The 14,508-nt window shown below is 64.8% G+C and carries 12 protein-coding genes; 5 read left to right on the forward strand and 7 right to left on the reverse strand.

All coding sequences use genetic code 11. From position 1 onward, the window contains the following. Positions 1–14: 14 nt before the first annotated feature. The 6 genes from ACKLLE_RS23300 to ACKLLE_RS23325 all read right to left on the reverse strand — a co-directional run bounded on the left by ACKLLE_RS23300 (position 15) and on the right by ACKLLE_RS23325 (position 6,576). The gene (locus ACKLLE_RS23300; RefSeq protein ID WP_064304016.1) at positions 15–1,139 is read right to left on the reverse strand and encodes a mechanosensitive ion channel family protein; all 1,125 of its coding nucleotides are present in this window, start codon (positions 1,137–1,139) and stop codon (positions 15–17) included. A gap of 88 nt (positions 1,140–1,227) precedes the next feature. Then, on the reverse strand, positions 1,228–1,566 hold the full coding sequence (gene cyoD / locus ACKLLE_RS23305) for a cytochrome o ubiquinol oxidase subunit IV (RefSeq protein ID WP_009406455.1): 339 nt from the start codon (positions 1,564–1,566) through the stop codon (positions 1,228–1,230). Beyond that, positions 1,566–2,177 (reverse strand): cytochrome o ubiquinol oxidase subunit III, encoded by a 612-nt coding sequence (gene cyoC / locus ACKLLE_RS23310; protein WP_037062104.1) that lies wholly within the window; start codon positions 2,175–2,177, stop codon positions 1,566–1,568. The genes cyoD and cyoC overlap by 1 nt, the downstream gene beginning before the upstream one ends. Positions 2,178–2,180: 3 nt before the next feature. After that, positions 2,181–4,154, reverse strand: coding sequence for a cytochrome o ubiquinol oxidase subunit I (gene cyoB / locus ACKLLE_RS23315; protein ID WP_420059190.1), 1,974 nt, complete (start codon positions 4,152–4,154; stop codon positions 2,181–2,183). Positions 4,155–4,159: 5 nt separating this feature from the next. Next, entirely contained in the window at positions 4,160–5,083 is a 924-nt protein-coding gene (gene cyoA / locus ACKLLE_RS23320; RefSeq protein WP_279898551.1) for a ubiquinol oxidase subunit II, read from the reverse strand. Between the two features lie 149 nt (positions 5,084–5,232). Further along, entirely contained in the window at positions 5,233–6,576 is a 1,344-nt protein-coding gene (locus ACKLLE_RS23325) for an MFS transporter (RefSeq protein WP_420059191.1), read from the reverse strand. A 265-nt stretch (positions 6,577–6,841) separates the two neighbouring features. On the opposite strand from ACKLLE_RS23325, the gene ACKLLE_RS23330 reads away from it, so the two are divergent. Then, on the forward strand, positions 6,842–7,756 hold the full coding sequence (locus ACKLLE_RS23330; protein WP_420059192.1) for a bifunctional helix-turn-helix transcriptional regulator/GNAT family N-acetyltransferase: 915 nt from the start codon (positions 6,842–6,844) through the stop codon (positions 7,754–7,756). Between the two features lie 150 nt (positions 7,757–7,906). Next, positions 7,907–9,133: an MFS transporter gene (locus ACKLLE_RS23335; RefSeq protein WP_064304020.1), complete on the forward strand. Its 1,227-nt coding sequence runs from the start codon at positions 7,907–7,909 to the stop codon at positions 9,131–9,133. 1 nt (position 9,134) lies between these two features. On the opposite strand, the gene ACKLLE_RS23340 is transcribed toward ACKLLE_RS23335, so the two are convergent. Next, positions 9,135–10,646: an MFS transporter gene (locus ACKLLE_RS23340; RefSeq protein WP_420059193.1), complete on the reverse strand. Its 1,512-nt coding sequence runs from the start codon at positions 10,644–10,646 to the stop codon at positions 9,135–9,137. A 95-nt stretch (positions 10,647–10,741) separates the two neighbouring features. On the opposite strand from ACKLLE_RS23340, the gene ftrA reads away from it, so the two are divergent. The 3 genes from ftrA (at position 10,742) to ACKLLE_RS23355 (ending at position 14,448) form a co-directional block, all read left to right on the forward strand. Then, a complete protein-coding gene (gene ftrA / locus ACKLLE_RS23345) occupies positions 10,742–11,734 on the forward strand; it encodes a transcriptional regulator FtrA (RefSeq protein ID WP_064304022.1) in 993 nt (330 codons plus the stop codon). A 105-nt stretch (positions 11,735–11,839) separates the two neighbouring features. Next, positions 11,840–13,693 carry an ABC transporter ATP-binding protein gene (locus ACKLLE_RS23350; RefSeq protein ID WP_064304023.1) on the forward strand — a complete coding sequence of 618 codons (1,854 nt, stop codon included), beginning with the start codon at positions 11,840–11,842 and terminating at the stop codon, positions 13,691–13,693. A 23-nt stretch (positions 13,694–13,716) separates the two neighbouring features. Then, entirely contained in the window at positions 13,717–14,448 is a 732-nt protein-coding gene (locus ACKLLE_RS23355) for a carbon-nitrogen hydrolase family protein (RefSeq protein ID WP_420059194.1), read from the forward strand. Positions 14,449–14,508: the final 60 nt, after the last annotated feature.

The raw sequence follows: 14,508 nt of genomic DNA on the forward strand, positions 1-14,508 counted from the left end.
TTTGCTCATGGTCTTTAAGCCTGCCCGAACGCCGCTCCGCGCTCGGGAAGCTGCTGCGCCTGGATTTCCTGTGGCAGTGCCGTGACCTTGATCGCCCGCACCGGCACGGCGAACTTTGCGCCGATCCTGGAGAAGCGCTCGAGCAGGTGGAAATTGATCGCCTGCTGGATATCCATGTACAGGTTGTAGCCCGGGTCCTTGACGATATACACGCACTCGAACTCCAGCGCTTCCTTGCCGAAGCCGCGCAGGTGGGCACGGTCGAAGCGCACCTGGTCCTGCGCGCGAATGGCCTGCTCGACGATCTCCGGTGCCTGCTTCACTGCCTCGGTCGGGGTGTCGTAGGACAGGCCGAACTCGAACACGATGCGCCGCTCCTGCAGGCGCTTGTAGTTCTGGATGGTGCTGCTGATCATGCTGGCGTTGGACATGACGATCTGTTCGCCACCCAGGCTGCGGATTCGCGTGGTCTTCAGGCCGACGTTCTCGACGGTCCCGGCCAGCGGGCCGATGACGATGAAGTCGCCGACCTCGAACGGTTTATCCACGGCGATCGCCAACGAGGCGAACAGGTCGCCGAGGATGTTCTGCACCGCCAGGGCCACGGCGATCCCGCCCACGCCCAGGCTGGCGACGAAGGCGGTGATGTTCACCCCCAGGTTGGACAGCATCGCCAGCAGTACCACCGACCACAACAGCACCCGCGCACCCCAGGCCGACAGGGTGGCCAGGGCACCGCGCTGGTACAGGCCGTCGCTGCTCTGCCGGGCGAAGTAGCGCGACAGGCCGAGGGCGATGGCACGGTTGGCCCACAGGCCGATCTGCAACGCCGCGACCACGAACCACAGGCTGCCGACCCGGTTCAGCCAGCGCTCGGGCAGGTCGAGCATGCCCAGGCCGACCAGCAGCGAGGCAAGGAACAGCAGCAGGTTGCTGGTGCCGGCCAGGACTTTGGCCAGCACCTGGCTCAGCGCGCCGTCATGCTCCGACCAGCGCCGTACCCGGCGCAGCAGGAAGCTGATGGCGGCGCGCGAGACGAGGAAGGTCAGCAACGTCACGCACAGCGCCAGGAGCAGGTTGAGAAGGGAAATGCCGAACAGCGTGGTGTCGGTGAACAGTCCGATGATGCGCTCGTTCATGGGTGGTCAGCCTCCGGGTTGTCCTCGGGTGGTTTGCTCAGGGTCCTTCTTATGGGGTGCCCTGCGACCGTCACAGTTCGATCCGATTTCACAAACCCAGCATATTGGCGTGCACGTAGTACATGATCCACAGCGACAGCCCCACCAGCAGGGCGATGATCACCACGCTGAACACCAGCGCCACCAGGCTCCAGCGTTGCTCGCGGGCGGTGGTCAGGTGCAGGAAGAAGACCACGTGCACCAGGATCTGCAACACCGCGCAGCCAAGGATCACCGCGAAGGTGACCCGCCGCGACATGCTCGGGTACAGGGCCAGGGCAAAGGGAACGAGGGTCAGGATGGCTGCCAGCAGGAAGCCGATGTTGTACGACCTGGCGCTGGACTGGCTGGCGCCGGCGCTGCTGTGAACCTGGCTTTCACTGGACATCAGATCACCCCGAACAGATAGACGACGGTAAACACGCAGACCCAGACGATGTCCAGGAAATGCCAGAACAGGCTCAGGCAACTCAGGCGCGTGGAATTGACGCAGCACAGGCCGCGCTGCCGGACCTGGAGCATCAGCAGCGCCATCCACACCAGGCCGATCAGCACATGCAGGCCGTGGGTACCGACCAGGGTGAAGAAACCGGTAAGGAAGGCGCTGCGCTGCGGGCCGTTGCCCTCGGCGATCAGCGTATGGAACTCGTTGAGCTCCATGGCGATGAAGCCCAGGCCGAGGACGAAGGTCACCCCCAGCCATTGCAGGACCCGGCGCTTGTCCTTGCGGTGGTTGGCGAGCATGGCGTAGCCGTAGGTGATGCTGCTGAACAGCAGCAGGAAGGTTTCGCCGAGTACGTAGGGCAGTTCGAAGATGTCCGCCGCGCTCGGTCCGCCCGCCGTGGCCTGGCCCAGTACCGCATAGGTGGCGAACAGCGTGGCGAAGAGGATGCAGTCGGTCATCAGGTAGATCCAGAAGCCGAACAGGCTCAGCGAGCCGGCATCCTCGTAACCGTGCTCCTGCTGGTGGGCGGTCTCGTTCAGGACGATCTGCGACATGGTTCAGGCCTCCGCCATCAGTTGGCGCCGTTCGGTTTCCAGGCGTTCCACTTCCCCGGCCTCGACGTAGTACTCGGTGTTCTGGTCGTAGCTGCGCACGATCAGGGTTGCGACGGTCGCCAGCAGGCTTGCGATCACCAGCCACCAGATATGCCAGACCAGGGCGAAGCCCAGCACCGTGCTGAGGGCACCGATGACCAGGCCCAGGCTGGTATTGCACGGCATATGGATCTTGCGGAAATCGGCCTTGGCCAGGGTTTCCACACCGCGCTCCTTCATTCCCCAATAGGCGTCGATGCCATGTACCACGGGCTGTTCGGCGAAGTTGTAGAACGGCGGTGGCGAGGCGGTGGCCCACTCCAGGGTGCGGCCGTCCCAAGGGTCGCCGGTATAGTCGCGGTTCTCGTGGCGCTTGCGGATGCTCACCACCAGCTGCGCGACCTGGCAGGCCACGCCGCACAGGATGATGCACACGCCGAACATCTCCAACAGCAGCAGCGGGCGCCATTGCGGTACGTCGAAGTGGTTCAGGCGCCGGGTCATGCCCATGAAACCGAGGAAATACGACGGCATGAAGGCGAAGTAGAACCCCGCCAGCCAGCACCAGAACGCTGCCCGTCCCAGCGGGTCGTAGAGCTTGAAGCCGAAGGCCTTGGGGAACCAGTAGGTCAGCCCACAGAGATAGCCGAACACGGCGCCGCCGATGATCACGTTATGGAAATGGGCGATCAGGAACAGGCTGTTATGCAGCAGGAAGTCGGCGCCCGGCACTGCCAGCAGCACGCCGGTCATGCCGCCGATACTGAAGGTGACGATGAAGCCCACCGTCCACAGCATCGGCGTTTCGAAGCGTACCCGGCCGCGGTACATGGTGAACAGCCAGGTGAAGATCTTCACCCCGGTGGGCACGGCGATGATCATGGTCATGATGCCGAAGAAGGCGTTGACGTTCGGCCCGGCGCCCATCGTGAAGAAGTGGTGGACCCAGACGATGAACGACAACAGGGTGATGACGATGGTCGCCCAGACCAGCGAGTAATAGCCGAACAGGCGCTTGCGCGCGAAGGTCGAGGCCACTTCGGAGAAGATCCCGAAGGCCGGCAGGATCAGGATGTACACCTCCGGGTGGCCCCAGGCCCAGATCAGGTTGACGTACATCATCGGGTTGCCGCCCAGCTCGTTGGTGAAGAAATGCATGCCCAGGTAGCGGTCGAAGCTGAGCATGAACAGGGTCGCGGTGAGGATGGGGAACGCCGCGAGGATCAGGATCGAGGTGCACAGCACCGTCCAGGTGAACACCGGCATGCGGAACAGGGTCATGCCGGTGGTGCGCATCTTGAGGATGGTGACGAAGAAATTCAGCCCCGTGAGCAGCGTGCCGACCCCGGATATCTGCAGCGACCAGATGTAGTAATCGACGCCGACCCCGGGGCTGTAGCCGATCCCCGACAGCGGCGGGTAGGCCACCCAGCCGGTGCGGGCGAACTCGCCGATGCCCAGGGAGATATTCACCAGCAGCGCGCCGGCGACGAACAACCAGAAGCTCACCGCGTTGAGGAACGGATAGGCCACGTCGCGGGCGCCGATCTGCAGCGGGACCACGATGTTCATCAGGCCGACCACGAAGGGCATGGCCATGAAGAAGATCATGATTACCCCGTGGGCGGTGAAGATCTGGTCGTAATGCTCCGGTGGCAGGTAGCCTGGCGAGCCGTCGGAGGCCATGGCCTGCTGGGTACGCATCATCAGGGCGTCGGCGAAGCCCCGCAGGAGCATGACAAGGGCGACGACGATGTACATTACCCCGATGCGCTTGTGGTCCACCGAGGTGAACCACTCCTTCCACAGGTAGGTCCACTTGCGCTTCCAGGTGATCGCGCCCACCCCGGCGAAGCCGATCAGGCCAACGATGGCCAGGGTGTACATGATGATGGGCTCGTCGACGGGGATGGCGTCCCAGCTCAGCTTTCCGAACATATCCATTACTCCTGGCTGCCTTGCGCCGACGCGTTCCCGGACATATCGAGACGCCGCTCGACCTCGCGGGAGCGGTTGACGCCCTGGTATTTATCGATCAATGACTGGAACAGGTGCTCGTCCACGCTGGCGTAATGCTCTACCGGGTGGGCAACGCTGGGCCGGGCCAGGCGCGTGTAGCCGGCCTGGTCCAGGGTCTGGCCCGAGGCGCGCACCCTGGCTACCCAGGCGTCGAAGCCGGCCCGGTCGAGGGCCAGGGTCTGGAAGTGCATGTCGGAAAAACCCGGGCCGTTGTAGTTGGCGGCGATGCCGGTGTAGGTGCCGGCGTGATCGGCAATCAGGTGCAGTTGCGTCTGCATGCCGGCCATGGCGTAGATCTGCCCGCCCAGGGCCGGGATGAAGAACGAGGTGATGGCGCCGTCGGAGGTGACGCGGAAATCCACCGGCGTCCCTACCGGCATGGCCAGTTCGTTGACCGAGGCGATGCCCAGTTGCGGGTAGACGAACAGCCATTTCCAGTCGGTGGCGATCACCTGGACCTGGATCGGCGGCACATCGGCCTGCAACGGACGGTAGGGGTCAAGGGCATGGGTCGAGCGCCAGGTGACCACGCCCAGAACGATGATGATCGCCAGCGGTACGCCCCACACCACCGCCTCGATAACCCGCGAATGGCTCCACTCGGGCTCGTAGCGGGCCTTGTGGTTGGAGGCGCGGTAATGGATGGAAAACACCAGGGCCATGACCATCACCGGTATCACCACGATCAGCATCAGGGCCGTGGCAAGGATGATCAGGTTGCGTTGCTCGAGCCCGACCTGGCCCTTGGGGTTGAACAGCACCATGTCGCAGCCCGACAGCAGCAGGGCGAGGGTGCCCAGTACCATCAGGCCGGCCAGCCTGGCGAGGTTGCGGTATCGCTGCAGCATGTCCCTGTCCTGTAGTTGTATCCGGATGTTTACATCTGCAGGGTTAGAAGCAGGGCAAGCGGACAGGGGTTGCGCAAAGTTCCGAATAACGCGACGAATGGTCCAGGGAGTGAAAGGCCCCGCGCGGTTCGACAGCCGGGGCCGAGGGCTCAGGCCGGATCCCGGGTCTCGCCGGCTGCGCTGGAGGCCGTGCCGCCCGCTTCTTCATGCAAGGAGATGCGGCTGGTCTCCGGCAGCGCCAGCCCGCCGATCAATGCCACCAGGGCGATCACCACCAGGTAGAACGCCGGTGCCAGGCTGCTGCCGCTGAGGCCGATCAACCAGGTCGCCATGAGTGGTGCGGTGCCGCCGAACAAGGTGTAGGCGATGTTGTAGGTCATGGCCGAGGCGGTGTAGCGGGTGCGTGTGGGGAAGGTTTCCGAGAGCAGGGCAGCCGTCACCACGCCCGACGACACGGCGCCTACGGCCAGCAGGATCACGCCGATCACCGCCGCCGCCACATTGCCGGAACTGGCCAGCCAATAGGCCGGGAATACCGCGACGATCACCCACAGACAGGTCAGGCCGATGGTCCGCCGCCGGCCGAAACGGTCGGCGAAGGCACCCGCTGCCGGGCAGGCGCCGGCGGCGAAGAGCAGGGCGATGGTCGAGACCATCAGCGCCTGCGCCCGGGTCAGGTGGCCCACCACCTGCAGGTAGGTCGCGAAGTAGGTGGTGAACATGTAGAACGACAGCGCCGTCAGCGAGATGAACGCGCCCAGGCGCAGCATCGCGCCTTTCTGCTGGGTCAGGGTTTCCCGCAGCGGCGAATGGGCGTGCTCCTTCTGTTCCGCCAGGGCCAGGCGGAAGGCCGGGGTTTCTTCCATCCGCCAGCGCAGGTACAGGCCGACGATACCCAGCGGCGCGGCCACCAGGAACGGTACGCGCCAGCCCCACTGGGCCATGGCCTCTGGCGACAGGCTGGCTTCGACCAGATAGGCGATCACCGCAGCGCTGGCGAAGGCCGAGAAGGTCGATACCGGCAGGAAGCTGCCATACCAGGCGCGCTTGTGGTTGGGCGCGTGCTCCATCAGGTAGGCACAGGCGCCGGCGTATTCGCCACCGGCGGAAAACCCCTGGACGCAGCGGGTCAGGGTCAGCAGCACCGGCGCCATCAGGCCGATGTTGGCGTAGGTCGGCAGCAGGCCGATCAGGGTGGTGGCGGCGGCCATCATCAAGACCGTGGCCGACAGCACCCGCTTGCGTCCAAGGCGATCGCCCAGGGCGCCGAACACGATGCCGCCCAGGGGCCGCAGGGCGAACGCCACGGCGAATACGGCGAAGGTCTGCAGCAGGGCGGCGTTGGGGTCGTCGCTGGCGAAGAACTGCTTGGCGATGACGGTGGCGAGGAAGCCGTACACGGCAAAGTCGAACCACTCGACGAAATTGCCCACGGCGGCGGCGGCGGTGACCTTGCGCAATGTGGCGGGGGGGACGCTGATCGTTTCGTTCATGACCGATGCTCTCCTGGAACCTTTCAAGGGCAAAAGGGAAGGGCAGTGGAGGAAGGGGCGCCGTGCGGCGAATGCTTTTTTCCGCACGATGCAAGGCGCACGTGGCGGTCGGCAAGGCAGGTGTCTTGATCGGAAAGGTGGGGGTCGTATTCGGTGAGGGTGGGGCGTTTTTTGCTCTCGCCGCCGCTTGCAGGGACGTAGCGGTTGATATGGTTGCTTTTAGCAACTATATTTTTGCCAAAAGCAATTAACCGGATTTCTCACCATGAATACGACCTTGCAAACCGCCGACGCCATCCGCCGTTTCAACCGCTTCTATACCCGGCAGATCGGCGCCCTGGACGAGCACCTGGCGCGCACCGAGTTCTCCCTGAGCGAAAGCCGCATCCTCTACGAGCTGGGCAGCGCGCCTGGCCTGACCAGCGCCGAGCTGCGCCAACTGCTGGGGCTGGACGCCGGCTACCTGAGCCGGATCATCGCCGGATTCGAGCGCAAGGGCCTGGTCAGCAAGTCGCCTTCGCCCAGCGATGCGCGGGCCACGGTGCTGCGGCTTACCGAACAGGGCTCGGCGGTGCTGGCGTCCCTGGAACAGGCCGCTCGCGAGGAAGTCGCCGGCCTGCTCCAGGACATGCCGCCGGCCCGCCAGCAACGGCTGGTGCAGGCGATGGAGCAGATCCAGGCGTTGCTCGGCGAACGCGACGGCGCCTATATCCTGCGACCGCCGCAGGCCGGCGATATGGGCCGGGTCGTCCAGCAGCAGGCGCAGCTGTACACCCGCGAGTACGGCTGGAATTCGGAATTCGAAGCCATGGTGGCGGAGATCGTGGCGAAGTTCCTGCGCGAATCCGATTCGTCTGCGCAGCGGTGCTGGATTGCGGAAAAGCATGGCGAGATCATCGGCTCGGTGTTCGTGACCCGCCACGACGACAGCACTGCCAAGCTGCGCATGCTCTACGTGGATGCCAGCGCCCGCGGGCTGGGCATCGGCCAGCGGCTGGTCGAGGAGACCCTGCGCTTTGCCCGCGACAGCGGTTACACGCGCATCATGCTGTGGACCGTGAGCGTGCTGACGGACGCCCGGCGCTTGTACCAGAAGGCGGGATTCCAACTGGTCGAGGAGGCACCGGTGCATCAATTCGGCAAGGACCTGCTCAGCCAGACCTGGGTGCTGGAGCTGTAGGGAGCTGCCCACGCCTATCGATAACACTGATGATTACTATCGAACGGGCTGCCTGTCTTGCCGGCAAAACCGGCTCCTATAATCGCCTCCTGTTTTTTCCCCGCTCCCTGCGCCTGCCACAGGCGCCATCTCCCTTTGGAATCCATACCCATGTCAAGCGCCAGCCAGGCCCACCAGGGCCGTCCCGAACATGATCAGCAAAGCGTCAGCCAGCAGTGGCTGGCGATCCTTTCGGTCGCCGTGGGCGCCTTCGCCCTGGTGACCAGCGAATTTCTTCCGGTAGGCGTGCTCAACGACGTCGCCAGCGACCTGGGCATCAGTGCCGGGCGTGCCGGCCTGATGGTGACCCTGCCCGGGATCATGGCCGCACTGGCCGCGCCCTTGCTGTCGGTGGGTATCGGCGCGATGGATCGCCGCTATCTGCTGGTCGGCCTGACGCTGATCATGATCATCGCCAACTCGGTGGTGGCCCTGGCCAGCGACTTCAGCCTGCTGCTGTTCGGCCGCGTCCTGCTGGGCATCAGCATCGGCGGCTTCTGGGCCACCGCCATCGCCCTCAGCGGCCGGCTGGCGCCGAGGGGTGTCGGGGTAGCCCAGGCGACCTCGATCATCATGGCCGGGGTGACGCTCGCTACCGTACTGGGCGTCCCGGTCGGGACCTGGCTCAGCGACCTGATGGGCTGGCGCATGACCTTCCTCGCCACCGCGGTGCTGGGAGTTCCGGTATTGCTGGCGCAGGTCTTCCTGCTGCCGCGGCTGACCCCGGACAAGGCCATTCGCATCCATGACCTGCCGGCACTGTTCATCAATCCGCTGGCACGGGTCGGCCTGATCGCGGTGCTGCTGATCGGCCTGGCGCACTTTGCCGCGTACACCTATGTGGCGCCGTTCTTCAAGCAAAGCTCCGGTTTCGATGCCCCGACCATCGGCTCGCTGCTGTTGCTGTACGGTGTGGCCGGCGTGATCGGCAACCTTTTCGCCGGCTTCGCGGCCAACCAGAGCGTGCGCTACACCCTGTTGCTGGTGGCCTTGATGATCGGCACCAGTACCGCGCTGTTCCCCCATTTCGCCACCGGCCTGACCGGTGCGGTGATGCTGATCGCCCTGTGGGGCTTCGCCTTCGGCGCCTTCCCGGCCTGCGCCAGCATCTGGATGTTCGTCGTCGCACCCAAGGACGTGGAACGTGGCATGCCGCTGTTCGTCGCCATGTTCCAGGTGATCATCGCCCTGGGTTCGTTCTTCGGCGGGCGCATCGTCGACCAGTTCGGCAGCGCCTTGCTGCTGAGCCTGGCCACGGCGCTGGTGGGTTGCGGCTTCGTGACCGTGCTGGTGCTCGGGCGCAATGTCAGCAACAGCCTGGCGGCGCAGGCGGGCTGACTTAACTCCCGCGAATCTGGGCAGGGCTGCCCGCAGGTTTGCAGCCCTCGTCAGCGACCGCCCAGGGCCTGAACACCAGCAGGCTTGCCAAGGCCGCGAGGCAGACGCTGGCGACGCCGTACAAGAGCACCCAACTGAAGCCTTGATCCAGAGCGGCCTGGAAACTTGCGTCGGATACGTTGCGCCTGCCGGCGGCTATCCCTTGGGCCGCCGCCTGCAGGGCCGCCTCATCGAGCGAGCCGGGCAGGCTACTGCGCAGCCTGCTGGCAACGCCTTGCACCAAGAGCCAGCCCATCACCGCAATATTGATGGACAGCGAGATCATCCTCGCACTCATGTCCATGCCCGAGGCCATGCCGGCGCGCTCAGCAGGGACGGAGGCCGTGCTGGTGTTGGTCACCGGCGTGTTGATCAGCCCCAGTCCGGTGCCGGCCAGCACGCAGCCGGCGGTCATGCCGGGTATCAGCAGTTCAGCGGCGCCGATCGACAGGCACATCAGCAACAAGCCCGCGCCGATCGCCAGCAGGCCTGCCGGAATCAATACGCCCGGCTGCAGCCTGAGTGCCAGCCGCTCGCCCACTGGCGGTGCAAGCAGTGTCGGCAGGGTATAGGCCAGGAGCAGGATGCCTGCTTCGCTACTGTCCAGCCCCATCCCCGCCTGGACATAGATCGGCAGGTAGATCATCAACGGCCAGAAACTGAAGTTCATTCCTGCCGAAGCCAGCAAGGCCGCGGAAAAACCACGAATGCGGAACACCGAGAAATCCATCATCGGATGTGGCACCAGCCTTTGCGATACGACGAAAGCAACGAACGCCATCCCGGTCAGGAGGCTGGTCGCGCTGACCATTACGCGCGACATCCCGGGTCCTTCGATGATCACGTAGGTGAGGCCGAACACCGCCGATGCCATTAACAGGATGCCCAGGCCGTCGAGCTTGCCGTTTGCCGGGTCCTTCGACGCTTGCACCCCGGTGCTGGCCAGGATGCAGGTGAGCAGGGCGAGTGGGGCGTGCACCAGGAATACCCATTTCCAATCGGCCAGCTCAAGGATGAACGTACCGATCAGCGGGCCCAGCCCGAGGCCTGCGCCGAACACGATTCCCCAGAATCCGAACGCCTTGCTGCGTTCATCGGCCTGGGTGAACTGCCGGGACAGGATCGAAACCTGGCAGACCAGCATGGCACCTCCAGCTGCGCCTTGCAGCGCGCGGGCGATGATCAGCAGCGTGGCGTCCTGCGCCAGGCCGCAGGCCAGCGAGGCCAGGCCGAACAGGGCGACGCTGGCAAGAAACAGGGCCTTGCGCCCGTAACGGTCCACCAGCGTGCCCACGGCCATCAGCACCGTAGTGCAGGCCAGGGTGTAGGCATTCATGATCCATTGCAGATCGCTGAATCCTGTATCGAGCAGGGTTTCGAGCGTGGGCAGTATCACCGGGACGCTGGAGATCTCCAGGCCGAACATCATCGCCGCGAGGCAGACGGCGGCCAGTGCCTTTGTCGAGTCCTTCATGTTGCACCTTTTCCTTGAGTACGAATCAGGGCAGGGATGATCGGAGTTGCAAGGAATCATGGAAATCGGCACGCAGGCCAAGTATCGTCAACTTCATGCCAAACCACTCTGTTGACCCGACCTCCTTTGACTCGCGCCTGGTCGTATTGGCCTACGACCAGTTGTGCACCTTCGAATTCGGCACCGCCATCGAAGCTTTCGGGCGCGATGACCTGTTGCTGGGAAAACCGCTCTATGACCTGCGTATCGCTGCCGTCGAGCCGGGGCCATTGCGGGCCTTCGGCGGTTTCCAGATCAACGTGGAAGGCGGCCTGGAACTGCTGGAGCAGGCGGGAACCATCGTCATTCCCGGCTGGCGCGACCTTGCCGCAGAGGTCGACAGCGATTTGCTCGATGCCCTGAGGGCGGCCAGCCAGCGGGGCTGCCGTATCGTTACCATTTGTGCCGGCACCTTTGTCCTGGCCGCCACCGGCTTGCTGGCCGGCAAGCGTGCGACCACCCATTGGTTCCATCACGAGGAACTGGCCAGGGCTTATCCGCAGGTCCGGGTCGAGGCATCGGTGCTGTACGTGGACGAGGGCGATATCCTGACCTCGGCAGGCTGCGCCTCCGGGCTGGACACCTGCCTGCACCTGATCCGCCGCGATTTCGGCCCGGAAGCGGCCAATCGAGCGGCGCGGCGCATGGTCACGCCGCCCCATCGCCTGGGTTGCCAGGCGCAGTACATCGAGCAGCCGGTCACCGTGCGCCCCGGCAGCAGCCTTGCGCCGTTACTCGATCGCCTGCGGGCCAATCCGGATAGCGAGATCGATATCGAGTACCTGGCGCGCACGGCGCATATGAGCCGGCGCACGTTCCTGCGGCGTTTCCATGATGCCACCGGCACCACCCCGGCCAACTGGTTGCTGGGCGTGCGTCTGGAGCGGGCCAAGGACCTTCTGGAGACGAGCGGGTTGTCGATCCCGTTGATTGCCGAGCGTTGCGGGTTCGGCACCGCAGCGACGATGCGACATCATTTTCGCAAGTACCTGGAGAGCAGCCCGAGCTGTTATCGCAAGCAGTTCGGGCGCGTAGAGCGCATGTCCTGACTTCGCTCGCAGGCGGTGCTCCTTCATCTGCTTGAACCAAAAACCCCCGCAAAGCCTCCATCAGATGGCAGACTCTCCCGACCATCACCTGTGCAGAGATTTTCCATGCTTCGTGTGTTCGAACGACGCCTCGACCCATTCCCGCCCGACGAACTGCCGCCGCCCCCGGTCGGCCTGCTGCGTTTCCTCTGGGCCTGCACCCGCGGCGCCCGTGGCTACGTGCTGGTGTTCGCGCTGCTGAGCGCTGCCGTGTCGATCTACGAAGCCTGGCTGTTTTCCTTCCTTGGCCAGGTGGTCGACCTGCTGGCCGCGTGGCAGGCCGGCGGCGCCGTGAGCGAGCAGGAGCGCCGGGTGTTGTGGGGCATCGGCCTGGTGCTGGTGACCAGCATCGGCCTGGTGGCGCTGCGCACCATGGTCCAGCACCAGGTACTGGCGATCAACCTGCCGCTGCGCCTGCGCTGGGACTTCCACCGCCTGATGCTGCGCCAGAGCCTGTCGTTCTTCTCCGACGAGTTTTCCGGGCGGGTTACCACCAAGGTGATGCAGACCGCGCTGGCGGTGCGCGAGGTGCTGTTCACCCTGATCGAGATTCTTCCCGGCATCGGTGTGTACTTCATCGCGATCATCGCCCTGGCCGGTGGTTTCGCCCTCAAGCTGATGCTGCCGTTCATGGCCTGGATCGTCCTGTTCGGCCTGGCCATGCTGTATTTCGTGCCGCGCCTGGGCAAGGTCGGCCAGGAGCAGGCCCATGCCCGCTCCTCCATGACCGGGCGGGTATCGGATGCCTACACCAACATCACGACCGTGAAGCTGTTCTCCCATTCCAAACGCGAGGCGCATTTCGCCCGTGCGGCAATGGAAGACTTCAAGGAAACCGGCTTCCGCCAGATGCGCCTGGTCAGCCAGTTCGAGATCGTCAACCAGGCGCTGGTGGTGGGCCTGATCATCGCTGCCGGCGGCTACTCGCTGTGGCTCTGGCACCAGGGCGATGTCGGCACCGGCGCGGTGGCGGCGATCACGGCCATGGCCCTGCGCATCAATGGCATGTCGCACTGGATCATGTGGCAGATGACTTCGCTGTTCGAGAACATCGGCACCGTGCAGGACGGCATGCAGACCCTGACCCAGGGCCCCAAGGTGGTGGACGCGCCGGATGCCGGGCAACTGGTAACGTCCGGCGGCGCAGTGAGCTTCGATAACGTCAGCTTCAACTACAACGGCGAGCGCCAGGTGCTCGATGGCCTGAGCCTGGATATCCGTGCGGGCGAGAAGATCGGCCTGGTGGGGCGCTCCGGCGCCGGCAAGTCGACCCTGATCAACCTGCTGCTGCGCTTCTACGATGTCGACAGCGGCACCATCCGCATCGACGGCCAGGACATCGCCAAGGTCACCCAGGACAGCCTGCGCAGCGCCATCGGCATGGTCACCCAGGACACCTCGCTGCTGCATCGTTCGATCCGCGACAACATCGCCTATGGCCGCCCCGAGGCGAGCGAGGCGCAGATCCGCGCTGCCGCGAAAAATGCCCAGGCCGACGCGTTCATCATGCAGTTGAGCGACCGCCAGGGGCATAGTGGCTACGACACCCTGGTCGGCGAGCGTGGCATCAAGCTCTCCGGTGGCCAGCGCCAGCGCATCGCTATCGCCCGGGTGATGCTGAAGAACGCGCCGATCCTGCTGCTCGACGAAGCCACCAGCGCCCTCGACTCGGAAGTGGAGGTGGCGATCCAGGAAAGCCTCGACGAGATGATGCAGGGCAAGACCGTCATCGCCATCGCCCACCGGTTGTCCACCATCGCCGCCATGGACCGGTTGATCGTCATGGACAACGGCCAGATCATCGAACAGGGCACCCACGCCGAACTGCTGGCGAGGAATGGCACCTACGCACGGCTCTGGCAGCACCAGAGCGGCGGCTTTCTCGGCGAGGACCAGGGCGTGGCCGAGGCGCAGGAATGATCACAGGTTCAAAAGGAGGAGCAATGAAACTGATTGCCGCACAGATCGCCTCGGTTGCCGGAGCGGTGGAGCACAACCTCGACAAGCATGTCGATGTGATCGAGATCGCTGCCAGCCTGGGAGCCGATGGCATCGTCTTCCCGGAGCTGTCGTTGACCGGCTATCAACCGCGGCTGGCCGACGTACTGGCGATGCCGGTGGAAGACGAGCGGCTGGAGGTGTTCCAGTGGCTGAGCGATCGCTTCGGCCTGCTGATCGCCGTCGGCGCGCCGATCCGCAAGGCCGGCGGCAACCGCATCGGCATGCTGGTGTTCCAGCCGGAACTGCCGCGCAGCCTGTACTGCAAGCAGCGCCTGCACCCGGACGAATACCCGTTCTTCCTGCCGGGCAGCGGGCAGAGCCTGTTCAGCCGCGGCGAGGTGCTGCTGGCACCGGCCATCTGCTACGAATCGCTGCAGGCGGAGCATGCGCAACAGGCAGCGCAGGCCGGGGCGCAGGTGTATTTCGCCAGTGTCGCCAAGTCGCAGCGCGGTGTGGAAACAGGCTACGGGCACTATCCCATGGTTGCCCGTGAACACGGCATGACCGTCCTGATGGCCAACTGCGTGGGACAGGCCGACGACTATGTCGCCGCCGGGCAGTCGGCGGTGTGGAATGCCGACGGGACGCTGGTGGCGGCGGCCGATGTGACCGGCGAAGCGCTGGTGGTGTACGACCTGGGGACCGGGGAGGGCGAAGTGGTGGCGCTGGCCTGAACAGGAAACCATGGGCAGGACGGCGCGGCATCGGTGCATTCACCTGGCTGTTCGGCTATC

The sequence above is a fragment of the Pseudomonas bharatica genome (genome assembly GCF_048586865.1).
GTDB classification, from domain to species: domain Bacteria; phylum Pseudomonadota; class Gammaproteobacteria; order Pseudomonadales; family Pseudomonadaceae; genus Aquipseudomonas; species Aquipseudomonas bharatica.

Bases quoted from the DNA above. Each gene is read 5' to 3' on its own strand.
- cyoA (WP_279898551.1), bottom strand. From the start codon at position 5,083: ATGCTGCAGCGATACCGCAACCTCGCCAGGCTGGCCGGCCTGATGGTA.
- ACKLLE_RS23300 (WP_064304016.1), bottom strand. From the start codon at position 1,139: ATGAACGAGCGCATCATCGGACTGTTCACCGACACCACGCTGTTCGGC.
- cyoD (WP_009406455.1), bottom strand. From the start codon at position 1,566: ATGTCCAGTGAAAGCCAGGTTCACAGCAGCGCCGGCGCCAGCCAGTCC.
- ACKLLE_RS23340 (WP_420059193.1), bottom strand. From the start codon at position 10,646: ATGAAGGACTCGACAAAGGCACTGGCCGCCGTCTGCCTCGCGGCGATG.
- ACKLLE_RS23335 (WP_064304020.1), top strand. From the start codon at position 7,907: ATGTCAAGCGCCAGCCAGGCCCACCAGGGCCGTCCCGAACATGATCAG.
- ACKLLE_RS23355 (WP_420059194.1), top strand. From the start codon at position 13,717: ATGAAACTGATTGCCGCACAGATCGCCTCGGTTGCCGGAGCGGTGGAG.
- ftrA (WP_064304022.1), top strand. From the start codon at position 10,742: ATGCCAAACCACTCTGTTGACCCGACCTCCTTTGACTCGCGCCTGGTC.
- cyoC (WP_037062104.1), bottom strand. From the start codon at position 2,177: ATGTCGCAGATCGTCCTGAACGAGACCGCCCACCAGCAGGAGCACGGT.
- ACKLLE_RS23325 (WP_420059191.1), bottom strand. From the start codon at position 6,576: ATGAACGAAACGATCAGCGTCCCCCCCGCCACATTGCGCAAGGTCACC.
- ACKLLE_RS23330 (WP_420059192.1), top strand. From the start codon at position 6,842: ATGAATACGACCTTGCAAACCGCCGACGCCATCCGCCGTTTCAACCGC.
- ACKLLE_RS23350 (WP_064304023.1), top strand. From the start codon at position 11,840: ATGCTTCGTGTGTTCGAACGACGCCTCGACCCATTCCCGCCCGACGAA.
- cyoB (WP_420059190.1), bottom strand. From the start codon at position 4,154: ATGTTCGGAAAGCTGAGCTGGGACGCCATCCCCGTCGACGAGCCCATC.